This window comes from Streptomyces sp. LUP47B (assembly GCF_001746295.1).
Lineage (GTDB): Bacteria > Actinomycetota > Actinomycetes > Streptomycetales > Streptomycetaceae > Streptomyces.
Map to the genome: position 1 here is coordinate 57966 of NZ_MJAH01000016.1, position 21388 is coordinate 79353.

The following is a 21388-nucleotide window of genomic DNA, read 5'->3' on the forward strand; positions in this document are numbered from 1 at the left end:
TCAGGCGTACATCCGGGCGTGCTGGAGGTAGGCGAAATCGTCGCCCACGCTCAGCACGGCCACCATGTCCTTGCCCAGCTTCTGGTAGGAGGCGTATTCCTCGCCGTTGAGGGTGATACCGACGGCCGGCGCCTCGGGCCCGGTCGGGGTCGCCCGCCGCAGGGACTCGACCAGGTTGTAGGGGGCCTTGAGTTCGAGGACCTCCACCACCCGGCGGTAGCCGTCGAGGAGACGTTTGCGCTGGTTGTCCGCAGTGCGCTGGATGGCGAAGAGGGCGTTCGCCAGCGGGCCGTAGCCCGTCTGCTCCGCCTCGGCCAGCATGGTGTGGCAGGCCCGCAGGGTCTCCAGGTGGCGGGGACTTACTTCCACGGCGTACAGACTGGTCAGCTGCCGGCCACGGGGGCTGTGCAGGAGGTATCCGCCCTGGTCCGGTGCTGCCCCGTCTTCCGGGAGATCCTTCCACTGGAGCACGGCGGGAAGTTGCCGGTGGATGTCGCTCCAGGCCTTGTGCGCGTCGCGGATGAGTTCGGCCTCTTCTACGTACAGCTCCATGAGCGTGTAGTCGCGCAGGCTGGTCAGCAGGGGGCTTTCGATCTCGTTGAACCGGACCAGGAACTCCATGTCGTCCGGCACTAACACGTACATCGGCCGGTCTCCTCCCGTCGACTGTGGTGGCCGGGCTTCTAGGCGGCGGCCTCGAAAAGGACCGTCCAGACGCTGAGTCCGGCCGGTGTGTGTGACGCCATGAACCGTGCCGTGCCCGGCCCTCGCGTCCGGTGGCGCAGTGGCAGTTCTTCGTTGTCCAGGCCGACGAGCGACTCGGTGAGCTGCTGCAGCCGGGGATCGCGCTCCAGGTCCGCGCAGATCTTCTGCACCGCACGGTCGTCGGGGTAGCGGTGCTGGGCCAGCCGCAGCTCGGTCACCAGGCGCGCGACCCACTTCTCCCGGTCGACGAGGACTGTTTGGGCCTCCTCGGACCACAGGGCCCACCGCCAGAAGTTCGTCGGCGGTCTGCCCGTTGCGAACAGCTCCGCGAAGGCGTCGTTCGCCGCGACCAGGTGGCCGTCGGGCATGAGGGCGCACGCCATCTCGCTCTGCCCGCTGAGGACTTTGCGCCAGTGCGGGGAGGGCTGTTCCACCGGCAGCACCGGTTCGGCCCCGTACAGGTCCAGGTAGGCGATCCGCAGGTGGTACGGGCTGAACTTGAGCAGCTCGGTGATGCGCAGGAACAGCTCGGGCTGGGGCCGGAAGTCGTTGTTCTCGACCTTCGCGTAGACGCCGGCTCCGCCTCCGAGGAGGACATCCACGTCGACCTGTCGTAAGCCCGGGGAGCGCGGCCCGCCCCGTCGGCTCACCAGCGGGGGCAGCCCGGCATCCGGTCGCGTCAACCTGCCGCGGTAGTACCGCAGCAGCCATTGCCACACGTGCTCGTAGTCGTGCTCGGGCTTTCGGCTCCTCACTCGCTTCTCCCGTGCTGTCGAGCGTTGTTGTTAGGCGTTCGCAGTCACACTGCGCCCGGCATGCGGGCCGTTGCTAACCGGCTCACCGGCCGTGACGATGGAACGCAAATCAAATCATGTGACTCACCTAGTTCGGAACGGTTCATGGACATCGCCCGAGCCGAGTGTCGCCTATCCATGCAATTGCAAAGTTCGACTCTTTTAGCACAAATGTTCTTTCCGTCCCGCTGGCGCCGGACGGATGACACTGCGTGATCGTCACTCTGTGCAACAAAGTCAGGAGCTCGCCCGTGACCGTCATCGAGAATCCGGAGGGCGCCGACACGACGTCCGGCACCCCGGCGGCACTTAGGATCCACCGCCCAGGAACGCGGCCACCGATGCAGCCCTGCGCCGCCGAAGGCGGCTGCCCTTTCCAGCTGAAGGGATCAGTCCCCGGGCGCAGCAATGGTGTGGAGGGCCGCACGCTGCAGCACCACGGACCCGCCCCGTTGGTCGAGTTGCCGGGCGGCGTGCAGGCCCGGGTCATCGTCGCCTACGACCTGGCGCTGCGCCTGACCGCGGGCCGCGACGTCAGCCGCAGCGCCGACCACTGGCCCGGCTTCCGGGACGGCAGCCTTGCCGTTGACGGCGTGCTCCGCCAGTGGGCCAGCCCCCGCAACGCTCTCAACGCCGAGGGCGAGGAGCACGCGCGGCTGCGCGCCCCGATCCAGGCCGGCCTCACGCCTCGCCGGGTGCGGGAGATGACGCCGGTGATCGAGGCCATCGTCGAGGAGGCCCTCGAGGACCTGGAAGCTATTGCGGAGGCCTCCGGCGTCGTGGACCTGGTGCCCGCATTCGCCCTGCGGATCCCGCAGCAGGTCATCACCCGCCTGATGGGCGTACCGTCCGCCCTCATGGGACAGTTCGGCCAGGCGGCGACGGGACTGTTCGACACCTCCGCAGGCCCGGCGGACATGCAGCGCTCCATGGAAACCGTGCTGGAGCTGCTGGGAGAGATGGTGGCCGCCAGGCGTGCCCACCTCGGGGACGACCTGGTGAGTGACCTGATCCGCGCCGCCGAGCAGGCCGCCAACCCCCTGTCCGACGAGGATCTCCTGGCCCAGCTGATGCTGGTCGTCATCGCCGCCACCGAGACCACGGTGCACGCCATCGGCACGCTGATCGTGCACCTGCTGACGCATCCCGCGCAGCGCGCCCTCGTGGTCAGCGGGGAGGTCTCCTTGGACGACGCTCTGGAGGAGAGCCTGCGGCTACAGCCGCCGGCCGCCAGCGTTCCGCTGCGCTTCGCCGTCCGCGACTTCGAAGATGCCGAAAGCGGCCAGGTGTTCAGGAAAGGGGAACCGATCTTGATCCACGCCGCGGCCGCCGGGACTGACCCGGACGTCCACACCGCGCCTGGCGTCTACAACCCCGCCGCCCGACCCGCCGCAAGCACCTCGCGTTCGGACACGGACCGCACGTGTGCCCCGGCGCCCCGCTGGCCCGGCGCGAAGTGATCATCGCCGTCTCCCGCTGGCTGGAACGCTTCCCCGACGCCCGCCTGGCGGTCGACGCCGCACGGCTGCCCCAGCCGCACTCCTTCATCGCCAACGGGTTCACAGAGATTCCCATCCTCCTGGGCTGACGCACCGCAGGGCGCGAAGGGAAGGGCACCGTCGATCGCGCCCCCCTTCGCGCCCTGCCGTTCAGTCCCTGGCAAGGGGCGTCTCTGCGGAACCGCGCTTCTCCTTCAACTGCCCCTGCACGGAGGTGTAGTAGGCGTCAGCATGCTGAGAGGTATGGACCAGCTCATGGCCACGCCCGACGGAGACCTGCAACTTCGCCGCCGTCTCCGCGGTGGCCACGGCGTGCACCATCTGCTGATTCAGCCGGTCAACCGCGACCGCGAGCTCGCCGTAATTCTCCCGGAAGCGCAGGTCCAGGCCGACCCACGCGTCGACCCACAGCGCCGCCCAGTCGGCGGGCTCCAGGCCCGGCTGAAGTTCGCCCCGGTCCCGGGCGTCCTTCATCAGTTCGGCGATCACAGGGGTGTAGGTCCGCCACAGGTATCCGAAGAAGGGCTTGCCCTGCTCCGTCGCCAGGCGGTTCGCGGCCCTGATCACCGTCACATGGGGCGTCAGCACCGCCAGAAGGATCGAGGCGTCGACGACGCTCTGCAGACGAGGCGTGCCCAGCGTGATCGAATCCATGATCAGTGACTCTTGGACCACGCTGTAGGCGAGCTCGTCCTTGTCCCGCCACAGGTTGTACAGGGAGCCCCGGGAGAGGCTGCCCGCCCTCTCCAGGATCTGGTCCACCGTCGTCTTGGCGAAGCCCTGCTCGTCGAACAGCTCCGCGGCAGCTTTGAAGATCGCGTCGTACTTCGCCCGCGCTCGCGCCTGAACTGGCTGCCGTGCCACCGTGCCTCCTGAAATTCAAACCGGTCACTGCCCGGCGCCGGACACCAAGGGGCCCGGACCGACGCAGACCACTCACCGCGAGTGCTGGTCTTCTGTGTGCGGACAGTAAGCGATGAGGTTAGTCGCATTATCACTGCGCCCACTACGCCGACGTTGATTCTTTCGCACCGCACATGGTTGAGTCCCTGTAACCAAACCAGGTGTCCGACCTTGTTTTTGCGGGTTGGGCGGGCGGCGAACGTCTCCGAGACTCACGCAATCCAGGGCGTGTGAGCCCGGACACCCCTCGGGCCGCGAGGCCCGAACGCCGCACATCTGGATGGCTGGCAGGGACATGCCTCTCCTGTTGTCGCGGGAGAGGCACGCCCCGGCCCTCGACCCGTGTCGAGTCAGCTCCGTCAACAACTGAATGTGGCCGTGTCCTGTTGTCGCAGAACACGGCCACCAGTGGCGGCTCGCGAGAGCCGCCCGCACCCAGAGCTCGAATCCATGAACCCGCTGGGGTGCCACAGCAGGCGTGTTGTCGCACGCCTCGCACCAGGATAGCCGCACCGGTCCTGCTCACAGCAGGACTGGGCGCAACCTCCTGGGCTGGAGCCCCAGCACCCTCAACAGGAGGTTGCTGTGCGCCATCCCTTGACGCACCACCGCGTGACCCGCCGCGCAGGATCAGGACTCCTCGCCGTAGCAGCCGTAGCCGGCACCGCGACGATGCTGTCCGCCGCCCCGGCATCCGCCCTGAGCTGGCACTGCTCCAAGGGCTCCCACACCATCGACACGGCCAACTACTCGGGACCGTGGCCTGACAACTGGAAGGTCACCGTCAAGAACTGCTCCGCACGCAGCGGCGCCTACGTCTACGGCAAGGCCACCATCAAGTGGGATGGGCCGACGTTCAACAACACCCACCCCAACGTCTTCGACGGCGCCAAGTACCGCCTGGTGGTGAAGAAGTCGGTGCGCGGCACCGACCCGACCGTGGCGAAGAAGGACTTCAACCTCGAGGGGAAGCTGGAGACCAGCGCCAACTCCGGCTCGTACACGACCGGCACGATCAAGGCCAAGGTCAACTCCACCAAGGCGTACGCCGACGGCACGCTCCTCCTGGACTGGCACCAGTGCTGCGGCGGCTACAAGTCGTGGGGCTTCCCCGCCTCGCCGAATACCTGAGCAGCCATGACTGCGACTGCCCCGCCCGGCGGTCCAACAGGCCATCCGGCTCGGCTCTTGGGATCACCGCACCTTCCGTGAACCCAACAGCCGCGGGTCGGCCCGTCTTCCCCCGGGCGGCGCAGGCCCATCGGCAAGGGTCCGGCCGCACGGCCGGACCCTTGCCGGCCCGGGAAGCCACTTCCTCGTCACACCACGGATCGCCACAGCTGCCCAACCAGGTCTGGCCGACCCGAGAGGCCGTTATGCGCACTTCTCCTCTGTCCTGGTCCGCTGCCCGTCTGGACTACGCCCTCGCGGCCAGCCGCGAAGAGCAGCGTGCTGCGCTCGCCATCTACCTGCCCGTCGGCTACCCGAACCGTGCCGCCAGTCGCGAGGCACTGCTGCTCGCCGCCGAGCACGCCGACGTGCTGGAGCTGGGCGTCCCGCACCACGACTGCCCGATGGACGGTCCGGTGATCCGGCAGGCCGCCGCGCAGGCCCTCGCCGGCTCGGACGGCTTTCAGATGCGCGACCTGTTCGCAGCCGCCGTCGACTTGACCGCCCGCACCAGCACTGCCCTGGTGGTCATGTCGTATTGGGAGCCGATCCGCTCCTACCGCCCGCGAGCTTTCGCACGCGAGCTGGCCGCCGCCGGCGGGGCAGGAGTGCTCGTGCCCGACCTTCCCCCGCACGCGGCGCCCCTGTGGCGCGAGACCGCCGCCGAGGCCGGGCTGCACACGGTGGCCCTGGCCCCGCGGCACGCATCCTCCGCCCGTCTCGCCGAGCTCGGCGCCACCACCACCGGCATGCTCTACGCCCCCGCGACGCCCGGTCTGACCGGCACCCGGCTCCCCCTCAGCCCGTATCTGCCGCGCCTGGTACGCCGACTGCGTCAGGTCACCGGCCTTCCGGTCGCCACCGGAATCGGCATCAGCTCACCCCAGCAGGCCGCCCAAGCCGCGAACTTTTCGGACGCCGTGGTGATCGGCTCCGCCGTCATCCGCCGCATGCAGACCGCACCCGACACCCCCGGCCCAGCCGCCGCGGCCGCATGCCGCGACTTCGCCCAGGCCGTGCGCCAGGCCCGCCGGCCCGCGGCCTGACCCCCACCTTCTCGACGCGACTCGGAGATCCCTTCGTGAGCCTCCCTCATCAGCCGCGCACCAACCTCGACGACGGCTTCGTCGCCCAGTACACGCTCCCGGACTGGTACGCGAGCAACGCTCCGCAGTGCACCGACGCCACGCCCGCCGTCGCCTGGTACAGCGTCGACAACCCCGCACTCGATCTCACTACCCGGTGCCGCATGTGTGCCGCGGCCGAGGTCGCCGCGGTCACCGTGCGCTCCCACCAGGGCCTGCTGGTGTGGATGCGCTGGCAGGCCATCGACGGCCCATTCTGCGGACCCTGCGGCACCGCCCTCGTCCGCAAACTCACGGTCCGGACCTTGTGCCTGGGCTGGTGGAACCCCCTGTCGCTGGTCGCCGCGGCCCCCGCCGCGCTGGTGGCCAACGCAGCCGCCTATCGCCGACTGCGCCGTCTGCCGCCGCCCGTTCCGCTTCCCGGCCGTTCGCATGCCGACCCCGGCAACCCCCTCCTCGGCCGCCCGCTGGCGTACGTCGCACTAATTCCGCTGGTCGCAGCGATCTGGGGCCTCACCACAGCTCTAGGCCGCCTCACCTGATGAACCAGGCCCTCGCGCGCGCCCCGCCGCAGTCCGGCGAACCCCTCCCCAGACCTCGGTCCCGAGCACACGAACACACAGATCAGATTGGAATGACGGTGAAGATACGGAAGAACCTGGCGGCCCGAACTCTGGGCATCGGCGCGGCGGTTGCCGCCTGCCTCATGCTCACGTCCGGCGTGGCTGAAGCGGGGAGCTTCGGACCCAAGGCCATGGTCGACGTGAACGGCGTGAAGAGGGGCACCGCGCAATTCATCGCGAACGGCGACCAGCTGATCGTGTGCGACACCCGCGCGGACGGTTTCGCGCCCAAGGTCAGCGTCTACTACGCGAACACGGACACGCTCGTGTGGCGCGTGACGGCCAACCTGGGCAAGGGCTGGTGCGTGAAGTCCAGCAAGAACCTGGGGGAGAGGACCCGCTACGACTTCTGGGCTACCGGCTTGAACCAGAGGCTCTACGTTGGCACGGCCGGCTGACGCCGGGACGGCCACACCCGGAAGGCATAAACCCCCACGTCCCGTGCGCTGCGTCGATCACGCCTCCGGCTGAGGCCATCGACTGGATCAACCCTCCTCTGGCGGGGCGGAGCTGAGCGAGCCCGGCAGGTCGACGCCCACGCAGTTGAGGCGGCGACGAAGCCGCAGGAGCACCGCGGCCGCCGTATCCTCGCTGGACCTGCTCTGGCGAGAGCGCGGCAAGCCTGCTGGTCACGGGCCCCGACAATCCCCCGTCGGGGCCCGCATGCGCTCAAGCCCTAGGCGGACGGAGATCCCTCGTCGAGTCGGAAGACTCCCGGCGCGAAGCCCTCATCTGTATACCGCGCCAGTCGAAACAGTGTTCCATTTGTGCAGGGTGCCGGGTTATCGTCGCGATCTGAGAGATCTTGTACGGAGGCGCCCCGGATGGAGAATCCTGCACGGAGAGGCCGGCCCCCGGGCATCCGGACGGCCGAGGGGGAGCTGACGGACCGGCAGGCGGCGATCGTCCGCTGCATCACCGAGGCGGTTCTGCGGCAGGGCTATCCGCCGTCGATGCGGGAGATCGGCCAGGCCGTGGAGCTCGCCAGCACGTCCTCGGTCGCCTACCAACTGATGGCCCTTGAGGGCAAGGGCGTCCTTTACCGGGACCCGCACACCCCCCGCGCCTACCGCGTGCGGCCGTCGTGGGCACCCGACCTTGGAGGCCGGGGCGTGGCCCCCGTCGACGTGCCGCTCGTCGGCCGGATCGCGGCCGGTGCGCCCCTGCTGGCCGAGGAGATGATCGAGGACGTCTACTCGCTGCCCCGGCAGGTCGTAGGCGAGGGTGACCTGTTCGCCCTGACAGTGTCCGGCGACTCCATGATCGACGCGGCGATCTGTGACGGCGATGTCGTGACCGTGCGGCGGCAAGACAGCGCCGACCACGGCGACATCGTCGCCGCTCTCCTGGACGACTCGGCCACGGTGAAGGTATTGAGGCGGCAGGACGGACGGGTGTGGCTGATGCCACGCAACCCGTCCTTCGAACCCATCCCCGGCGACGACGCACGCATCCTCGGCAAGGTCGTCGGCGTCCTGCGCGTGCTGTAGACCCGGGTCGCACGGTTGCCCAGCGCCGCGGGGGTGCGAGAGTGGCGGTATGTGTGGTCGATACGCATCCACTCGCAGCCCGCAGGAACTGGCGCCGCTTTTCCAGGTGCCCGACGTCCCCGCGAAGGAGACGCTCGCGCCGAACTGGAATGTCGCCCCGACCAACGACGTGTGGGCCGTCCTCGAGCGCACACCCCGCGACGACAAGGACGACATCGCGGCAGTGCAGCGGGAACTGCGGCCGCTGCGCTGGGGCCTGGTCCCGTCGTGGGCGAAGGACGTGAAGATCGGCGCCCGGATGATCAACGCGCGGGTCGAGACGGTGCACGAAAAGCCTGCGTTCCGTCGCGCGTTCACCCGCCGCCGCTGTCTGCTGCCCGCCGACGGCTTCTACGAGTGGCAGCAGGTCAAGGACCCCGCCACCGGCAAGGCCCGCAAGCAGCCCTACTTCATCCGCCCCGAGGACGACGAGGTGATGGCACTCGCTGGGCTGTACGAGTACTGGCGCGACCCGGCCGTGAAGCGGGACGACGACCCGGCCGCCTGGCTGATGACCTGCACCATCATCACCACCGAAGCCACTGACGCGGCCGGCCGGGTCCATCCCCGCATGCCGCTCGCCCTCACCCCCGAGCACTTCGACGCCTGGCTCGACCCCACTCACCAGGATCCCGACGAACTGCGGACCCTGCTCGACCAGCCGGCCGGCGGTCACCTCGACGCCCGCCCGGTCTCCACCGCGGTCAACAACGTCCGCAACAACGGACCCCAACTCCTGGACGAACTCACCCCTTGAAGGCGCTCAGATAACTCCTGTGCAGGCGACTTCTGCTCAGGAGCGAGCATGTGGCACTCAGGTGTGGCACCGTAGAGCCAGGCTGGCTCCGTCGTTTCCCCCCGTAGCGACGGAGCCAGCCTCACTGCATCCCGGACTCCGCCGCCTCCACGGGCCCGGGGAGCGCCTGCCGGAGATCGGCGTACAGGCGGATCCGTACGCCGGGCTGACCCGGTTCCCGCGTCATATGCTCGGCCGGTGCGGTTGCCCACGTCCGGGTGACGGCGTTCTGGAAGGCCATCACGGTCGCTTCGTCGGCTCCGGCGACGTCGACGACGAGCAGGCCGGGTTCGGACAAGTGCAATTCTCGAATCGGATCCACGTCTGTCAGTACGTGTCCGTGGCCGGCCTAGTTCTGTTCAAACTCCCGATTCACCCGACCGGGCGAGTTGTCCGTGGCGAGAGCTAGCGTCCCAGCCCCTCCCTTGGATGGCCGCCGCGGTCCCGACGGGCTGCCAGAGGACGTGAGCTGACGGCGAGGGCGGCCGGGTAGATCACCTGGTGCCCGTAGCGCGTGCGGGCACGATCGGCGACGGCTTCGAGTGCGAGGGGTTTGTCGTCGCCTGCGTCGAGGGTGAGCTGCCGGGTGGCCCGGGCGGCGGGCCGAAGCGCGTCGGCCCGCAGCGCGATGCTGCGGACCCGGGCGCGCTGGAGCCCGAGGGAGTCGTACACCGCATACGCGGTCCGGGCCAGAAGGAGGGTGTGCTGGGTGGCTTCCGGCAGGGTTCGGCTGCGGCGGGTGGCGCTGCCGTCGGCGTAGCGGATGGTGCAGGTCACGCCGGTGGCGATCTGGCCGGAGGCGCGCAGGCGGGCGCCGAGGTCGTCGGCGAGCGCGAGCAGCGTGCGCCGGTGGGCGGCGGGGTCGAGTTCGTCCCGGGCAAAGCGGTGTTCCGTGCTGAGACTCGCCGGAGCCGGGGTGGGGTCGACGACCTGGGTGTCGTGACCGTGGGCGTGCTCGTGGAGGGCGCGGCCGGCACGGGCACCAAGGAGGCGCTGCAGGGTGTGCTGGGGGACGTCGGCGACGTCGCCGACGGTGTGCAGGCCGTACTCGGCGAGCGTTGCCGCCGTCTTCGTGCCCACGCCGGGCAGTTCCCGTACGGGCCGGGGCCGCAGGAACGCTGCGATCGCCTCGGGGGAGTCGTCGATGACGGTGCGCCGCCCCAGCGGTGTGAGGGCGCAGGCCATGGTGGCGAGCATCGGGGTGCCGGCCACGCCCGCCGCGCTGCGCACCCCGAAGTGGGCGAGGGCGCGGAGCTGGACGAGTTCGGTGATGCCGCGGGCATCGCGCTGCCACCAGCGCATCGCCCCGGTGAGGTCGAGGAGGGCACCGTCCTCGAGCATCTGCACGCGCGGCGTGAAGTCCTCCAGCAAGTGGCGCAGCCGTTCCGGGAGTTCAGGGTCGGCGTCGGGCGGCGGGTCGAAGGAGAGACGGAGGATGCTGCGGTTCATGATCACCCTGCGCTTCCCTGGCTTCGGTGGCCGAGCCGTTTCAGGTCCGCGGAGCGGGTGCCGGCGGGCTGGAGGTCGGCATAGGGGTGGAGCCGGGCCCCGGCCGTGCCGTCGGCGAGCGTGCGCTGGGGCGTGGCCGGCTGGGCGGGGGTGGGGGCCGGGCCGGTGCGGCCGAGGAGGTCGAGGGCGGCCTGGGGGCCGTGGTCGCGGCGGGCGGCGGCCACCTCGTCCAGGTCCCAGGCCATCTCGCCGACGACGGTGCGGCGCGGGCCGCGGGCGGTGACGGTGCCGCGTACCAGCAGCAGCCCGGAGTGGAACACGGTGTGCGCGACGTTCTCGTGGGAGTCCTCGAAGAAGGCGATGTCCACCAGGCCGGAGCCGTCCTCCAGGGTGGTGAAGATGACGCGCTTGCCGGACGGGATCGGCGGCGTCTGCGTGGAGGCCCGCACCCCCGCGACCAGCACCTTCTGTCCGGGCAAAAGGGCGCGCAGGTGGGCGGCGTCGGTAGCGCCGAGCTCGCGCAGCAGCCGGTGGTGGTGCTCCATCAGATGCCGGCTCACATCGATGGACAGGGTGTCGAGTTCGGCGCCGAGCATGTCGCGGCTGGTCATCTCCGGCAGGCCGCTCGACGCCGCGGTCGCCAGCTCGCCGCCCAGCGGCAGCTGCCCGTCGGTGGCGGTGCGGTTGCGGGACTGCCGGTGCAGTTCGGTGGCCTGCAGCAGCAGGTCCCGCCGGGTCAGGCCGGGGGAGAGGGCATCGAGGGCGCCGATGCGGATCAGACGCTGCGCGAGCGGCAGGGACGGGCGGGCGCGCAGCCACACATCCTGCAGTCCGGTGTAGGGCTGACCGGCCACCAGGCGCGCGGTCTCCGCCTCGCTGATGCCCTTGATGGTGGAGAACGCCAGGCGGACCCCCCAGCCCTTGTCGGTCTGCTCCACACTGTGCTGCCCGCGGGAGTGGTTGACGTCGACGGGCAGCACTGGGACGCCGTGGCGGCGGGCGTCGGCGACTATGACGCGGCGCGGCCACATACCCGGATCGTGCTCCAGCAGCCCCGCATACAAGTACGCCGGGAAGTGCGCCTTCAGATACGCGGACTGCAGAGCGGGGACGGCGAAGGCCACCGCGTGCGCGCGGCAGAAGCCGTACGCGCCGAAGGAGGACACGGTCTCCCACACCTCGTCCAGCACGTCCTTGGCGTAGCCGCGCTCCCCGGCCGTACGACGGAACCAGGCCTCGACCCTCGGCAGCCGGTCGGAGTCGGCCAGGGCGCGCCGGGCGACATCGCCGGCAGCACGGTCGCAGCCGGTCATCCCGGAAAGGATGGCGATGATCTGCTCATGCCAGATCACCACGCCGTACGTATCGGACAAGATCGGCTCCAAGTCCGGGTGCGCGTATCTCGGCGCCGCACCGTGGCGAGCCGCGATGAAGAGAGCCGGCATGCCACCACTGACAGGACCGGGCCGGAAGAGGCTGATGTCCGCGACGACGTCCTGCATGTGCCGCGGCTGCAGGCGTGACACCAAATCGGCCTGACCAGGACTTTCCAGCTGAAAGAGGCCGACAGTGTCGGAGGCGCGGATCATCTCGAAGGCCCGCTGGTCGTTCAGGCTGACGTGATCGGGATTGTCCAGATCGAGCAGGCGTCCGGTCGTACGGCGGATCTCGGCGACCGCGTACGCCATCGCGGACTGCATGCGCACGCCCAAAACGTCGAGCTTCAGGAGACCAAGATCTTCGACCTCTTCCTTTGCGGCCTGCACCATCGGGTAGCCAGCCGGGGTCGGCTGCACCGGAAGCCGGTCCAATAGCGCCGCGTTCGACAGAATCACCCCGCACGGATGCATCGCATAGCCGCGGGGCAGCGCGTCCAGGCCCTCGGCGAGCTCCCACAGCGGCCCGAACGTCTCTGCCTGGGCGGCGAGTTGCCGCAGCTCCGGCAGCTCGGCCAGCGCACCACGGATGTCCCGGGCCCGGATGTGCGGAAAGCTCTTGGCGATCTCACCGATGACCTGTGGCGGGATCCCGAGAGCAAGGCCGGTGTCGCGCAGGGCGTGACGGGCCCGGTAGGTCTCGGGCATGCCGGTGACCGCGGTCCGCTCCCGCCCGAACCGCTCGATCATCGCGTCGTACACCTCCAGGCGCCGTTCGGACTCTACGTCGAGGTCAATGTCCGGAAGCGATGTACGGCGCTCCGAGAGGAAGCGCTCGAACAGCAAGTGATGATCAAGAGGGTTGGCCGTGGCGACGAACAATGAATGGTTGACCATGCTCCCTGCGCCTGAGCCCCGGGCGGCAACCCGGATGCCCAGTGCCCGGGTATCCGCGACCACCTGGGCGACAGCCAGGAAGTACGCCTCGAACCCGAGTCGGCCGATGACATCCAACTCGTAGTCGAGCTGCTGTACGGCGCGGGTGTCCGTGTCCAGGCTGCGGGCAACCATCCCGGCCTCGCATCGCTGTCGCAGCAGCCGCATCGCCGAACACCGCTCGCCGGTTGCGCCAACGACGGACGGTTCGGGGAAATGTGGTCTGCCCAACCCGAGGTCGGCGGGGGTGAGGGTGCAGGACTGGCCGGTGGCCTCGGTCTCGGCCAGGAGGCGGGCCGTCCGGGATCGGTCGTCGCCGACGGCGCGGGCGATGCGGTCGGCGGCCGCCGCCATGACGGGCGGGTCCTTCAGCCAGCGTTCGCCGCCGTCCAAGCGGCGGCGGTCGATGGGCCGCAACAGCCGGGCCGCATCCAGCACGTCGGCCAGCCGATGCTGGCCGGGGTCGGCGTAGCGGACCGCGTTCGACAGCACCGCAGGCACGCCGAGCTGGTCGGCCAAGCCCACCGTGCGCGCGGCCAGCCGCAGTGAGCCCGCGCCGGTTCCCTCTCTTCCCAGGTACACGGCCTCCAGCCGCAGCCGCGCTCCCGCGAGGTCCCGCCACGGCGCGAGCAGTTGCTCGGCGACGTCGGGGCGGCCCGCGGACAGGGCACGCACCGGTTCGGAGGACGGGCCGAGCAGCACCACCAGGTCCTGGTCGGCGAACTCGCGCAAGGTGGGCCAGGACACGACCGGCGCCTCACCGTCTGCCTCGGCGTGCGCGGCGGACACCAGGCGGCACAGCCGCGCCCACCCGGCCGCGTTCTGCGCGAGCAGAGTGATCCGCAGCGGCGGCTCGATCACGTGCGCACCGCCGCGCACCGGTGTACGGGGCCGTCCGGCAGCCGGGTCCGGCGACGTGAGCGGGGCGACGGCGACGTCGACACCGAAGACGGGACGGATACCGGCGGCCGCGGCGGCGGTGGCGAAGCGGACCGTACCCGCGACGGTGTCCCGGTCGGTCAGTGCGAGCGTCGTCATCCCGCGCTCGGCAGCGCGCTGCACCAGGGCGCCGGGAAGGGAGGCGCCATAGCGGGCCGAATAGCCGGAGGCGACGTGCAGATGAGTAAATCCACCGCTGCGCACCTCCCGTCTTTGCCGTCCCTCCCTGACCTGCGTCCTCTCCAGGTACCCACCATAACGCGGAATCGCACAAGTGTACGAACAAGTTCAGATCCATCAGGCTCTGCGTGATCGGCGTGCAGTCGCCTTCTTCGTGGTCTTCTTGGCCGGCATGGCCTCTCCACCACGCAACCGGCACCCGTTGCGGCTCGCGCCACGCCCGGGTTCCCACCCCTGACTACCAACGCCGTACCCGCAGCCCCGCCCCGGAAGGAGGCCCCTGATGGCCCTCAACGGACTGCCCCCGGCCAAGCGAGGCGCCCCCCTCGTCCTCTCCCGGGGCGAAATAGCTGGCGGCACGGACATCGCCCGATGAACTACTTCCGGTCACGCCTCTATCGTGTGGCTGGTTTGTCGTGCATCGTTGATCGCGCGGGATCAGTCCACCCCAGGTGAGACCCCCGTTCAGGTCCTGCTTCGGCGGGGCCCGCCGCTCCTCCCGGTCCTCCCCACGGGAGGGCTTGCGGCTGCCCTCAAGTTGATGAGGGCCCGCCCCTTGGTCCAGAGGCGGGCACGCTCGCGAAGGGGGTTCAACTGGCCTGCTTCTGTTCGCGGATTTCGTGGACGCTGGCGCCGAGGTTGCCTTCGGATTGTTCGTAGTGGGAGAGGGCGACGCCGAGGCCGAAGAAGGTGGGTGCCCATTCGCCGACGAAGATGCCCCATCGGTCGGCGCGTGCGAGGTCTGCGTGGGCGCCGGGTTCGGCTTTGAGGCTGGTGGCCCAAGTGAAGATGGACAGGCCGATGGAGACCATGGCTGCGGTGTAGGCGTGTTCGCTGCGGAGGCCCATGTCGTGCATTCTCTTGATGATCATTGCGGCTCCGTTTGTGAAGGCTGACCGTGGCCGTGTTCCTTGGATCACCACAACCCATTCGCACATTTTGAGCTGATATGTACGGGAGCCGGTTGTGACATAGCCTGATCCTGCTCGGGGCTCACGCGGAGGACAGTCATGCCCCGAACCATTTGGAGCGGCGCGATCACGTTTGGCCTGGTCACGGTACCGATCGCCGTGCTGTCGGCAACCGAAAACCACAGCATTCAGTTCCACCAGTACCACCTCGCCGACATGGGCCGGGTTCGTACCCGGAAGGTCTGCGAACTGGAGGACCGGGAGATCACCCAGTCGGAGATCAGCAAGGGGTATGAGCTCAGCAAGACCCAGGTCATCCCGATCTCCGAAGCAGAACTGAGCGAGCTGCCGCTGCCGACCGCGAAGGCGATCGAAATCGTCGCCTTCGTGGCGCTGGACTCCATTGATCCGATCCGGATCGGCGACGGCTACTACCTCCAGCCCGCCCAGCCGGTCGCCGCGAAACCGTACAAGTTGCTGGTGAAAGCCCTGGGCCGCTCGTCGAAGGTGGCGATCGCGAAGTACGCGTGGTCGGGCCGGGAACGCCTCGGTCTGCTGCGGATCCGCGATGACGTGATCGTGCTGCATGCGATGCGCTGGCCGGACGAAGTCCGCGATCCAGCCGTGGTCGATCCGCCGCACGAGAAGGTGTCCGACGAGGAGATCGAGGGTGCGCTCGCCCTCATGGAGTCGATGAGCCGCGACGACCTCGACGGCCCGGAGTTCGAGGACGCCTACACGGACGCCCTCGCGAAAGTCATCGAAGCCAAGCGGGACGACCGCGAGCTCCCCGAGGCGCCGACGCCCGAACAGCCGGCCCAGGTCCTCGACCTCATGGCCGCGCTCAACGAGTCGGTCAAAAAGGCCAGGTCCTCGCGCGGCGAAGCCGCCGACGTGCGCGATTTGTCGAAAGGGAAGGCCGCCGCCAAGAAACCCACGGCGAAGAAGCAGCCAGCCAAGAGGACGGCCACGAAGACGCCGGGGCGTCGACCGCGCAGCGCCTAGGTGGGTCGCAACATGAACATCGAGCTGACGTATGACAAAGGGCTATTACGTGCCATCGATGGTGTGGCGATCACCTACGGCCAGCGGGAGTGGATGGACACAACGCCGCGTGCCCTGGGTTCATGGGCACTCGAATATCAGCGCTTCAGTTCAACTCTGCGGGCGGTAGGCGGCGTCGAGATCACATATCGCCGGTGGTCCAGCCTGCCGCGCACCGTGGGTCAGTGGAACTGTGAACACCGCCGATCCCACCTGGAGCGCATCGGCCCCTATGCACTGAGGTACGACCACGCCGGCCGCGTCTGTGCCGTCGGCCCGCTGCAGATCCTCTATGACCGAGGCGGGAGCCAACCCGCGCATGCACAGCTGGAAGGCGCAGACAATGCACTGCCCGACGAGCTGCTCCTGGTCCTCTTCCTTGTGCTGTTCTGGCAGAAGCAGGCCTGGGACGCCTACTACCAAGCCAACCGCTGACGGACGCCCTGGCCCGGTCTCGCGCTGCTCCTCCTGAGCGATCCACCGGCGGGTGCGCGCCAGGTACCGCTCCTGCGTGCGCTCCAGGAAATCGACATCGAGGAGCTGCTCAATCAGCACGCCGTGGGCAGCGCCGACCTGGACGCGCACCATCCGCACCAGGCACCCGCGCAGCGGCTGCCCCGTCACCACCAACGGCACGCCGACGCGCTGACCTGCCGTGGTCGGCCCCATGGGCGGGGTGCCCGAGGCCATGGTCGGGCCTGTGGTCGGGTGTGCACCCGTCACTCGGATTGCGGCAGGGCGGTCTGGGTGAAGGCATGGGGCTGTGACGTGGACGCTTCCGGAACCGATGCTCGCCGCCTCTGCGCCCGACCCTGTGCTGCTGCCGGGGTGGGCGGGTGAGCCGAAGTGGGATGGCTACCGGGCACTGGTGGGCCGCTGGTCCGGCGGTCGGGTACTGATCCGCTCCCGCGCCGGAGGCGACCTGACCGGGGCGTTTCCCGAGATTGTTGCCGCAGCCGCCGACTTGCCCGACGACACCGCACTCGACGGTGTTATGTGACCTGTGGGGGTGTCTCAGCCCCAAGGTGTCTCAGGCGGCGAGCCGTAGGACGGGACGCGTTCGCCGCCGATGGCTCGGGGAGCCGAAGAAGGAATAGGGCCGCGCGGCCGTCAACTCAGCGGTGAGTGACGCCCTGGGCGGCCCCTTCGGTTTCGGTCCCCACGGAGCGTTCTCCGCGCGGTCCGCAAGGCAGTCCCCGTCGAGCACCAGCGCCAAGGGGCTTCCGCCACGGCGCCAGAGCCGCGGATATCGCATGGCCAGGACGACCTTGCGGACCGTCTCTACGAGCAGGACCGATCCGGCCTGGCGGCCGTCGGCCCGGATGTGTACACGCGGGTAGGGCACGATAGGGGGTCGATCTTGGCGAATCAGCGCTCGGCGTGCACCGCGTCGGACGCCTTGTGCCCTTCCCGGCAGTCCTCTCCGGTCACCGTCACCGCATCAGTGGCAGGGCTAGGCCGGGCGGGAGAGGCCCTCAGGAGGTGTGCCCTCGGCGAACAGCATGGTCACGCGGGCCTTGTCCTTTCGTATTTCCCGGGCCCGCCGGTAGTCGGCGGAGTCGTACCACTCCTGGATCCGGTCCATGTCGGGAAACTCGATGACCACGAACCCGGAGGAGTCCCAGGTGCCTTCGACGGGCTTGGGCGTGGGTCCGCCGATCAGGTAATGGCCGCCGTGGTTGCGGATGGACTGCTGGGCCACGGCCGCGTAGGCCGCGCCGGCCTCCTGGTCGAGCACATCGAAGTTGACGACGACGTAAGCGGGCGTGGGATTCCGTGTCCCGAACTGCGGGTAGAGCGCGCCGACGCCTCCGGACAGAGCCGCGAGCACGGTCTTGCTCGTCTCGTCGGCGACGATCTCAGGGGTGCCGGCGGCGACACCGTCGAGGGCGATGCGCGCGATGTCGGCGGGGTCGGCCTTCGGCGCGTCGAGGCCGGTGGTCATGTCGGTGTCCATGTATCCGACGTGCAGGGCCGAGACCTGGGTGCCCTGCGGGGCGAGTTCCTGGCGCAGCCCGTTCGTCATCGACCAGGAGGCCGACTTGGCGGCGCTGTAGGCGCCGAACGAGGGGTAGTTGATCCAGGAGGCGACCGAGAGGATGTTCAGCACCGCGCTGCTGTCGTGGGAGCCGAGTTGCGGGGCGAAGGCCCGGGTGACCGCCAGGGTGCCGAGGTAGTGGGTGTCGATCTCCAGGCGGATGTCCGCGAGGTCGCCCGTCAGCAGTGACGCGTTGGTGGCCGAGCCGGCGTTGTTGACCAGGATCGACACGTCGCCGGTCGCCTCTGCGGCGGCGGCGATGGAGGCGGGGTCGGTCACGTCGAGGGCGATCGGCTTCACGCCGTCGAGGTCGACTTCTGCGGGGTTGCGGGCTGCCGCGTAGACGGTGGCGCCGCGGTCGCGCAACTGCTTCGCCAGGTGCCGTCCAAGGCCGCGGTTCGCCCCGGTGACCAGTGCTGTCTGTCCTTCGATCTGCATGACGCAACTCCCTGCTGGATAGGTTTTCCCAACTTAGACCCCCTGGGTTGGAAGAAGCAACCCAGGGTAGGCTTGCAGCATGGGCAAGATTCCGAATGACAGCTGCGCCATCGCCCGCAGCCTGGGCGTGCTGGGCGAGCGCTGGACGTTTCTGATCCTGCGCGAGGCCGTGGCGGGGTCGAGCCGCTTCTCGGAGTTCCGCAGCGGACTCGGTGTGGCGCCCGACGTTCTCACCGAACGCCTGAACACACTGGTCGCACACGGCGTGATGGAGAAGGTGCCCTACCGGGAGCCGGGGGAGCGGGCCCGCTTCTCGTACGTGCTCACGGATGCGGGCCGGGAACTCCTCGTCGTCCTGCTCGCCCTGCAGCAATGGGGCGACAAGCACCTGCCGTGGCCGGACGGGCCGAGCATCCTGCGCCAGGTCGAGGGCACCGGACGACCGGTGCGCGTCGGGTTCATCGACGACGAGGGAAACGAAGTCGACGAAAGCTCCGTGGCGCTGATTCCGACCGCCGCCTCCTCTGGCAGGAAGTAGCGCGGTTTCCCGTTCCACGACGCGATGCCGGTGTGCAGCACGAACAGGATCCCGCACCAAGCCTGCCGGCCCGGCAGCCGCGGCCGCCCTACTTCAGCTTCGGTCCCGGCTCCGGCGGCAACGGCTCGATCAGCGACCGCAGTTCACCCGACACGATCCACGGCCGCGGCTGTCTCTTCCCCACGACCAGACCAGCCGACAGTCACCCCATGTACGGCTTCTGTAGTACCTCTTGGTCCGGTCAACCTGTCGGGAGGTTCCGGCCGGGTCCCGCGCGCCGCGCACGCGACTTGCGTAGGTTGGCGACGTTGCCGCAGGTGCGCGCGTCGTGCCAGACGCCGCTGGTGTTGCGGGAGCTGTCCCAGAAGGCCACCGCGCACAGCGGGTTACGGCACAGCTTCAAGCGGCTCCACGTTCCACCGAGTTGGGCATCGTAGATTGCCAGGAGTACCCGTTGGCCGAGTGCGGGAATGCCCACCGAGCCCGGTACGACTCTCACGGTCCCGTCGGATTCGAGTCGCACGTGTGCGGCTGATTCGACGGCTGCCGGCCTGGCGTCGTCGTCGTGATTTGGGCCGTGGTCGCGCTCCGCCAACGACCGCCGTATGGCGTCACGCAGCGTCCGGAGATCGCTCAGGCCTGGGCTGTCGCCCGCGATCCCGTAGGCGTCCAGCCACCGCGCTGCGGTATCCGGCGCGTCCAGGAGGTCCGGAACATCGCCACCGGCGCTCCGGATGGACGCGGTGTTCAGCAGGTCCTGAACGATCCGCAGCTCACCGGGCGCCACCGCGACGCCGAAGCGGTCGTCGCCGTCGCTGCCTGCATGCGCGGCGCCGATGTCGGGATCACCCTTCCCATGCTTCTCCATGACATAACTGTACCCATTTTGTATGCGCCATGCCGACGTCATCGTGGCTAAGAGAGGGAACGTCCAGCCCTTGTTATGACAGAAGTGTCAGCCATACGCTTATGTCACGACGATGGAGAGGATCGATGGTGATCACCTATCCGGACAGAGGGAACACCGGCCTGAGGCGGACGGTCCATGCGCCGACGTCCGCAGCGAGCGGCGTGGTGGAGGACGGTGTCGCGATGTACTTCGCCGGCACCGCGTACGGCAAGCACCTGCCGCGGCGGGAGAACCTCGCGGCAGCCGGCGGACGGGCGGAATTCCGATGAGCAGCACCGATCTACGCTACGAGGTCTTCGTCTCGGACATGGAGCCGGTTACGGTCGCGGCTCCGCCACGGCCCGACGACGGGCCGTCGCTGTGGTCATCGATGTCCCACACGCTCATCTACGGGAAGAACGAGGCGCTGCTGACCGACCCGCCCGTCACACGCGGGCAGGCCGACACGCTCATCAAATGGGTGGAAAGCCACGATGTGGCGCTGCGCTACATCTATGTCACCCACGCTCACTTCGACCACTTCGCAACCACGAACTACCTGCTCCGCCGGTTCTCCGACGTAACGGTTGTGGCGAGCGACGCGGTGCTTGCGGGCATCGCCCGCCAGACGCCCGGTGGAGTGCTGACCGGTGTCTACAGGGACATCTTCGGCGACGCCCTTCCCGAGCCTCCGCTGACTGTCCAGGGTTCCGTGTTCCCCGCCGACGGACTGCTCCTCGACGGGCACGAGCTCATCGCGCACGAGGTCGGCCACTCCGACACCGACGACACCAGCGTGCTGCACGTGCCCTCACTGGACCTGGTCGTAGCCGGTGACGTCGTCTACAACAACGTGCACCAGTACCTCGGAGAAGGCCGAGACGGCGGCCTGGACGCGTGGCACCGGGCCCTCGACAAGGTATCCGCTCTGAAGCCACGGTTCGTGGTCGCCAGTCACAAGGACACCCAACGAGGAAATCCCGCATCGGACATCGAAAAAACGCGGCGCTATCTCGACGCCGGTGCCGTCGTCCTCGAGCAGTCCACGAGCCCCGCGGAATTCTTCAACGCGATGAAGCAGCGCTACCCCGAGCGTGTGAACCCGTGGGCAATCTGGCTCAGCGCCCTTCAGCTGTTTAGCGACTGACAGCCCACACCGGCCTGTCCATGGCAGGGCAAACCGCACTATGCCTTCGCCACGGCCTCAGCTGCAGCCGCTTCGAGTAGCCAGTCCGGGCAGGTGGCGCCGCACCGCCGCCGTGAAGGTCTCCAGTTCCTCCGGTGCGACGGTCCGGTTCAGCCGGTTCGGGTCGTCCACGGGCTTGTGGTGGGGCTGGGGCAGGCGTCCCGGAGGGGAGTCAAGAGGCTGCCGGACGGAAAACTCCGAGATCAACGGCGGGAAACCGACTGGAGATGAAGCACCGATAGGGGCCGCGATCGTGTCGCCGGACGCGGGGGGAGCGAATCGTCATCACAACGGTGCAGATCGGCATGCCGGGTGGTCGTTGCGCCATGGAGCAGGGGACAGGCCGGACAGCGAGGCTCT

At 69.0% G+C, this 21388-nt stretch carries 23 protein-coding genes; 14 read left to right on the forward strand and 9 right to left on the reverse strand.

From position 1 onward, the window contains the following. Together BFN33_RS38050 and BFN33_RS38055 are read right to left on the reverse strand one after the other, a co-directional pair. Positions 1-645, reverse strand: a complete 645-nt coding sequence (locus tag BFN33_RS38050; RefSeq protein WP_141758028.1) for a hypothetical protein — start codon at positions 643-645, stop codon at positions 1-3. A gap of 38 nt (positions 646-683) precedes the next feature. Then, positions 684-1460, reverse strand: coding sequence for a sulfotransferase (locus BFN33_RS38055; protein ID WP_141758029.1), 777 nt, complete (start codon positions 1458-1460; stop codon positions 684-686). A 290-nt stretch (positions 1461-1750) separates the two neighbouring features. Here BFN33_RS38055 and BFN33_RS38060 point away from each other — a divergent pair, with 290 nt between their 5' ends. Both BFN33_RS38060 and BFN33_RS52255 read left to right on the forward strand, forming a co-directional pair. After that, the gene (locus BFN33_RS38060) at positions 1751-2959 is read left to right on the forward strand and encodes a cytochrome P450 (protein WP_141758030.1); all 1209 of its coding nucleotides are present in this window, start codon (positions 1751-1753) and stop codon (positions 2957-2959) included. Continuing rightward, entirely contained in the window at positions 2923-3087 is a 165-nt protein-coding gene (locus BFN33_RS52255; protein WP_107488012.1) for a hypothetical protein, read from the forward strand. The genes BFN33_RS38060 and BFN33_RS52255 overlap by 37 nt, the downstream gene beginning before the upstream one ends. Before the next feature lie 61 nt (positions 3088-3148). Here the strand turns inward: BFN33_RS52255 and BFN33_RS38065 are convergent, their stop codons facing one another. Beyond that, positions 3149-3862: a TetR/AcrR family transcriptional regulator gene (locus BFN33_RS38065; RefSeq protein WP_069764776.1), complete on the reverse strand. Its 714-nt coding sequence runs from the start codon at positions 3860-3862 to the stop codon at positions 3149-3151. A gap of 651 nt (positions 3863-4513) precedes the next feature. On the opposite strand from BFN33_RS38065, the gene BFN33_RS38070 reads away from it, so the two are divergent. From BFN33_RS38070 to BFN33_RS38095, 6 genes are all read left to right on the forward strand, one after another. Continuing rightward, a complete protein-coding gene (locus tag BFN33_RS38070; protein WP_069764777.1) occupies positions 4514-5032 on the forward strand; it encodes a hypothetical protein in 519 nt (172 codons plus the stop codon). Between the two features lie 245 nt (positions 5033-5277). After that, complete coding sequence (trpA, locus tag BFN33_RS38075; RefSeq protein WP_069764778.1) at positions 5278-6117, forward strand: tryptophan synthase subunit alpha; 840 nt, start codon at positions 5278-5280, stop codon at positions 6115-6117. Positions 6118-6152: 35 nt separating this feature from the next. Continuing rightward, the gene (locus BFN33_RS38080) at positions 6153-6698 is read left to right on the forward strand and encodes a hypothetical protein (RefSeq protein WP_176742559.1); all 546 of its coding nucleotides are present in this window, start codon (positions 6153-6155) and stop codon (positions 6696-6698) included. A 92-nt stretch (positions 6699-6790) separates the two neighbouring features. Further along, a complete protein-coding gene (locus BFN33_RS38085) occupies positions 6791-7177 on the forward strand; it encodes a hypothetical protein (protein WP_069764779.1) in 387 nt (128 codons plus the stop codon). A gap of 426 nt (positions 7178-7603) precedes the next feature. After that, complete coding sequence (gene lexA / locus BFN33_RS38090; RefSeq protein WP_069764780.1) at positions 7604-8269, forward strand: transcriptional repressor LexA; 666 nt, start codon at positions 7604-7606, stop codon at positions 8267-8269. Positions 8270-8318: 49 nt separating this feature from the next. Next, a complete protein-coding gene (locus tag BFN33_RS38095; protein ID WP_069764781.1) occupies positions 8319-9065 on the forward strand; it encodes an SOS response-associated peptidase in 747 nt (248 codons plus the stop codon). Positions 9066-9186: 121 nt separating this feature from the next. Here BFN33_RS38095 and BFN33_RS38100 read toward each other — a convergent pair whose 3' ends face one another. From BFN33_RS38100 to BFN33_RS38115, 4 genes are all read right to left on the reverse strand, one after another. After that, positions 9187-9426, reverse strand: a complete 240-nt coding sequence (locus BFN33_RS38100; protein WP_069764782.1) for a DUF6207 family protein — start codon at positions 9424-9426, stop codon at positions 9187-9189. Positions 9427-9509: 83 nt separating this feature from the next. Then, a complete protein-coding gene (locus BFN33_RS38105; protein ID WP_069764885.1) occupies positions 9510-10553 on the reverse strand; it encodes a hypothetical protein in 1044 nt (347 codons plus the stop codon). Between the two features lie 2 nt (positions 10554-10555). After that, complete coding sequence (locus BFN33_RS38110; protein WP_069764783.1) at positions 10556-14008, reverse strand: DNA polymerase III subunit alpha; 3453 nt, start codon at positions 14006-14008, stop codon at positions 10556-10558. Positions 14009-14574: 566 nt separating this feature from the next. Continuing rightward, positions 14575-14856 (reverse strand): hypothetical protein, encoded by a 282-nt coding sequence (locus BFN33_RS38115; protein WP_176742560.1) that lies wholly within the window; start codon positions 14854-14856, stop codon positions 14575-14577. A gap of 138 nt (positions 14857-14994) precedes the next feature. Here BFN33_RS38115 and BFN33_RS38120 point away from each other — a divergent pair, with 138 nt between their 5' ends. The 3 genes from BFN33_RS38120 to BFN33_RS38130 all read left to right on the forward strand — a co-directional run bounded on the left by BFN33_RS38120 (position 14995) and on the right by BFN33_RS38130 (position 16939). Next, a complete protein-coding gene (locus tag BFN33_RS38120; RefSeq protein WP_069764784.1) occupies positions 14995-15900 on the forward strand; it encodes a Ku protein in 906 nt (301 codons plus the stop codon). Between the two features lie 12 nt (positions 15901-15912). After that, on the forward strand, positions 15913-16374 hold the full coding sequence (locus BFN33_RS52780; protein ID WP_141758031.1) for a hypothetical protein: 462 nt from the start codon (positions 15913-15915) through the stop codon (positions 16372-16374). 328 nt (positions 16375-16702) lie between these two features. After that, positions 16703-16939 (forward strand): hypothetical protein, encoded by a 237-nt coding sequence (locus BFN33_RS38130; protein WP_107488013.1) that lies wholly within the window; start codon positions 16703-16705, stop codon positions 16937-16939. Between the two features lie 453 nt (positions 16940-17392). Here the strand turns inward: BFN33_RS38130 and BFN33_RS38135 are convergent, their stop codons facing one another. Further along, positions 17393-18415, reverse strand: a complete 1023-nt coding sequence (locus tag BFN33_RS38135; RefSeq protein ID WP_069764787.1) for an SDR family oxidoreductase — start codon at positions 18413-18415, stop codon at positions 17393-17395. Between the two features lie 79 nt (positions 18416-18494). Here BFN33_RS38135 and BFN33_RS38140 point away from each other — a divergent pair, with 79 nt between their 5' ends. Continuing rightward, positions 18495-18953, forward strand: coding sequence for a helix-turn-helix domain-containing protein (locus tag BFN33_RS38140; RefSeq protein WP_069764788.1), 459 nt, complete (start codon positions 18495-18497; stop codon positions 18951-18953). A gap of 241 nt (positions 18954-19194) precedes the next feature. On the opposite strand, the gene BFN33_RS38145 is transcribed toward BFN33_RS38140, so the two are convergent. After that, positions 19195-19821, reverse strand: a complete 627-nt coding sequence (locus BFN33_RS38145) for a CGNR zinc finger domain-containing protein (protein ID WP_079141222.1) — start codon at positions 19819-19821, stop codon at positions 19195-19197. 125 nt (positions 19822-19946) lie between these two features. Between BFN33_RS38145 and BFN33_RS53410 the strand changes: the two genes are divergently transcribed. Both BFN33_RS53410 and BFN33_RS38155 read left to right on the forward strand, forming a co-directional pair. Next, positions 19947-20132, forward strand: a complete 186-nt coding sequence (locus tag BFN33_RS53410; RefSeq protein WP_069764789.1) for a hypothetical protein — start codon at positions 19947-19949, stop codon at positions 20130-20132. After that, positions 20129-20989, forward strand: a complete 861-nt coding sequence (locus BFN33_RS38155) for an MBL fold metallo-hydrolase (protein WP_069764790.1) — start codon at positions 20129-20131, stop codon at positions 20987-20989. Before BFN33_RS53410 ends, BFN33_RS38155 begins: the two co-directional genes overlap by 4 nt. Positions 20990-21388 lie beyond the last annotated feature (399 nt).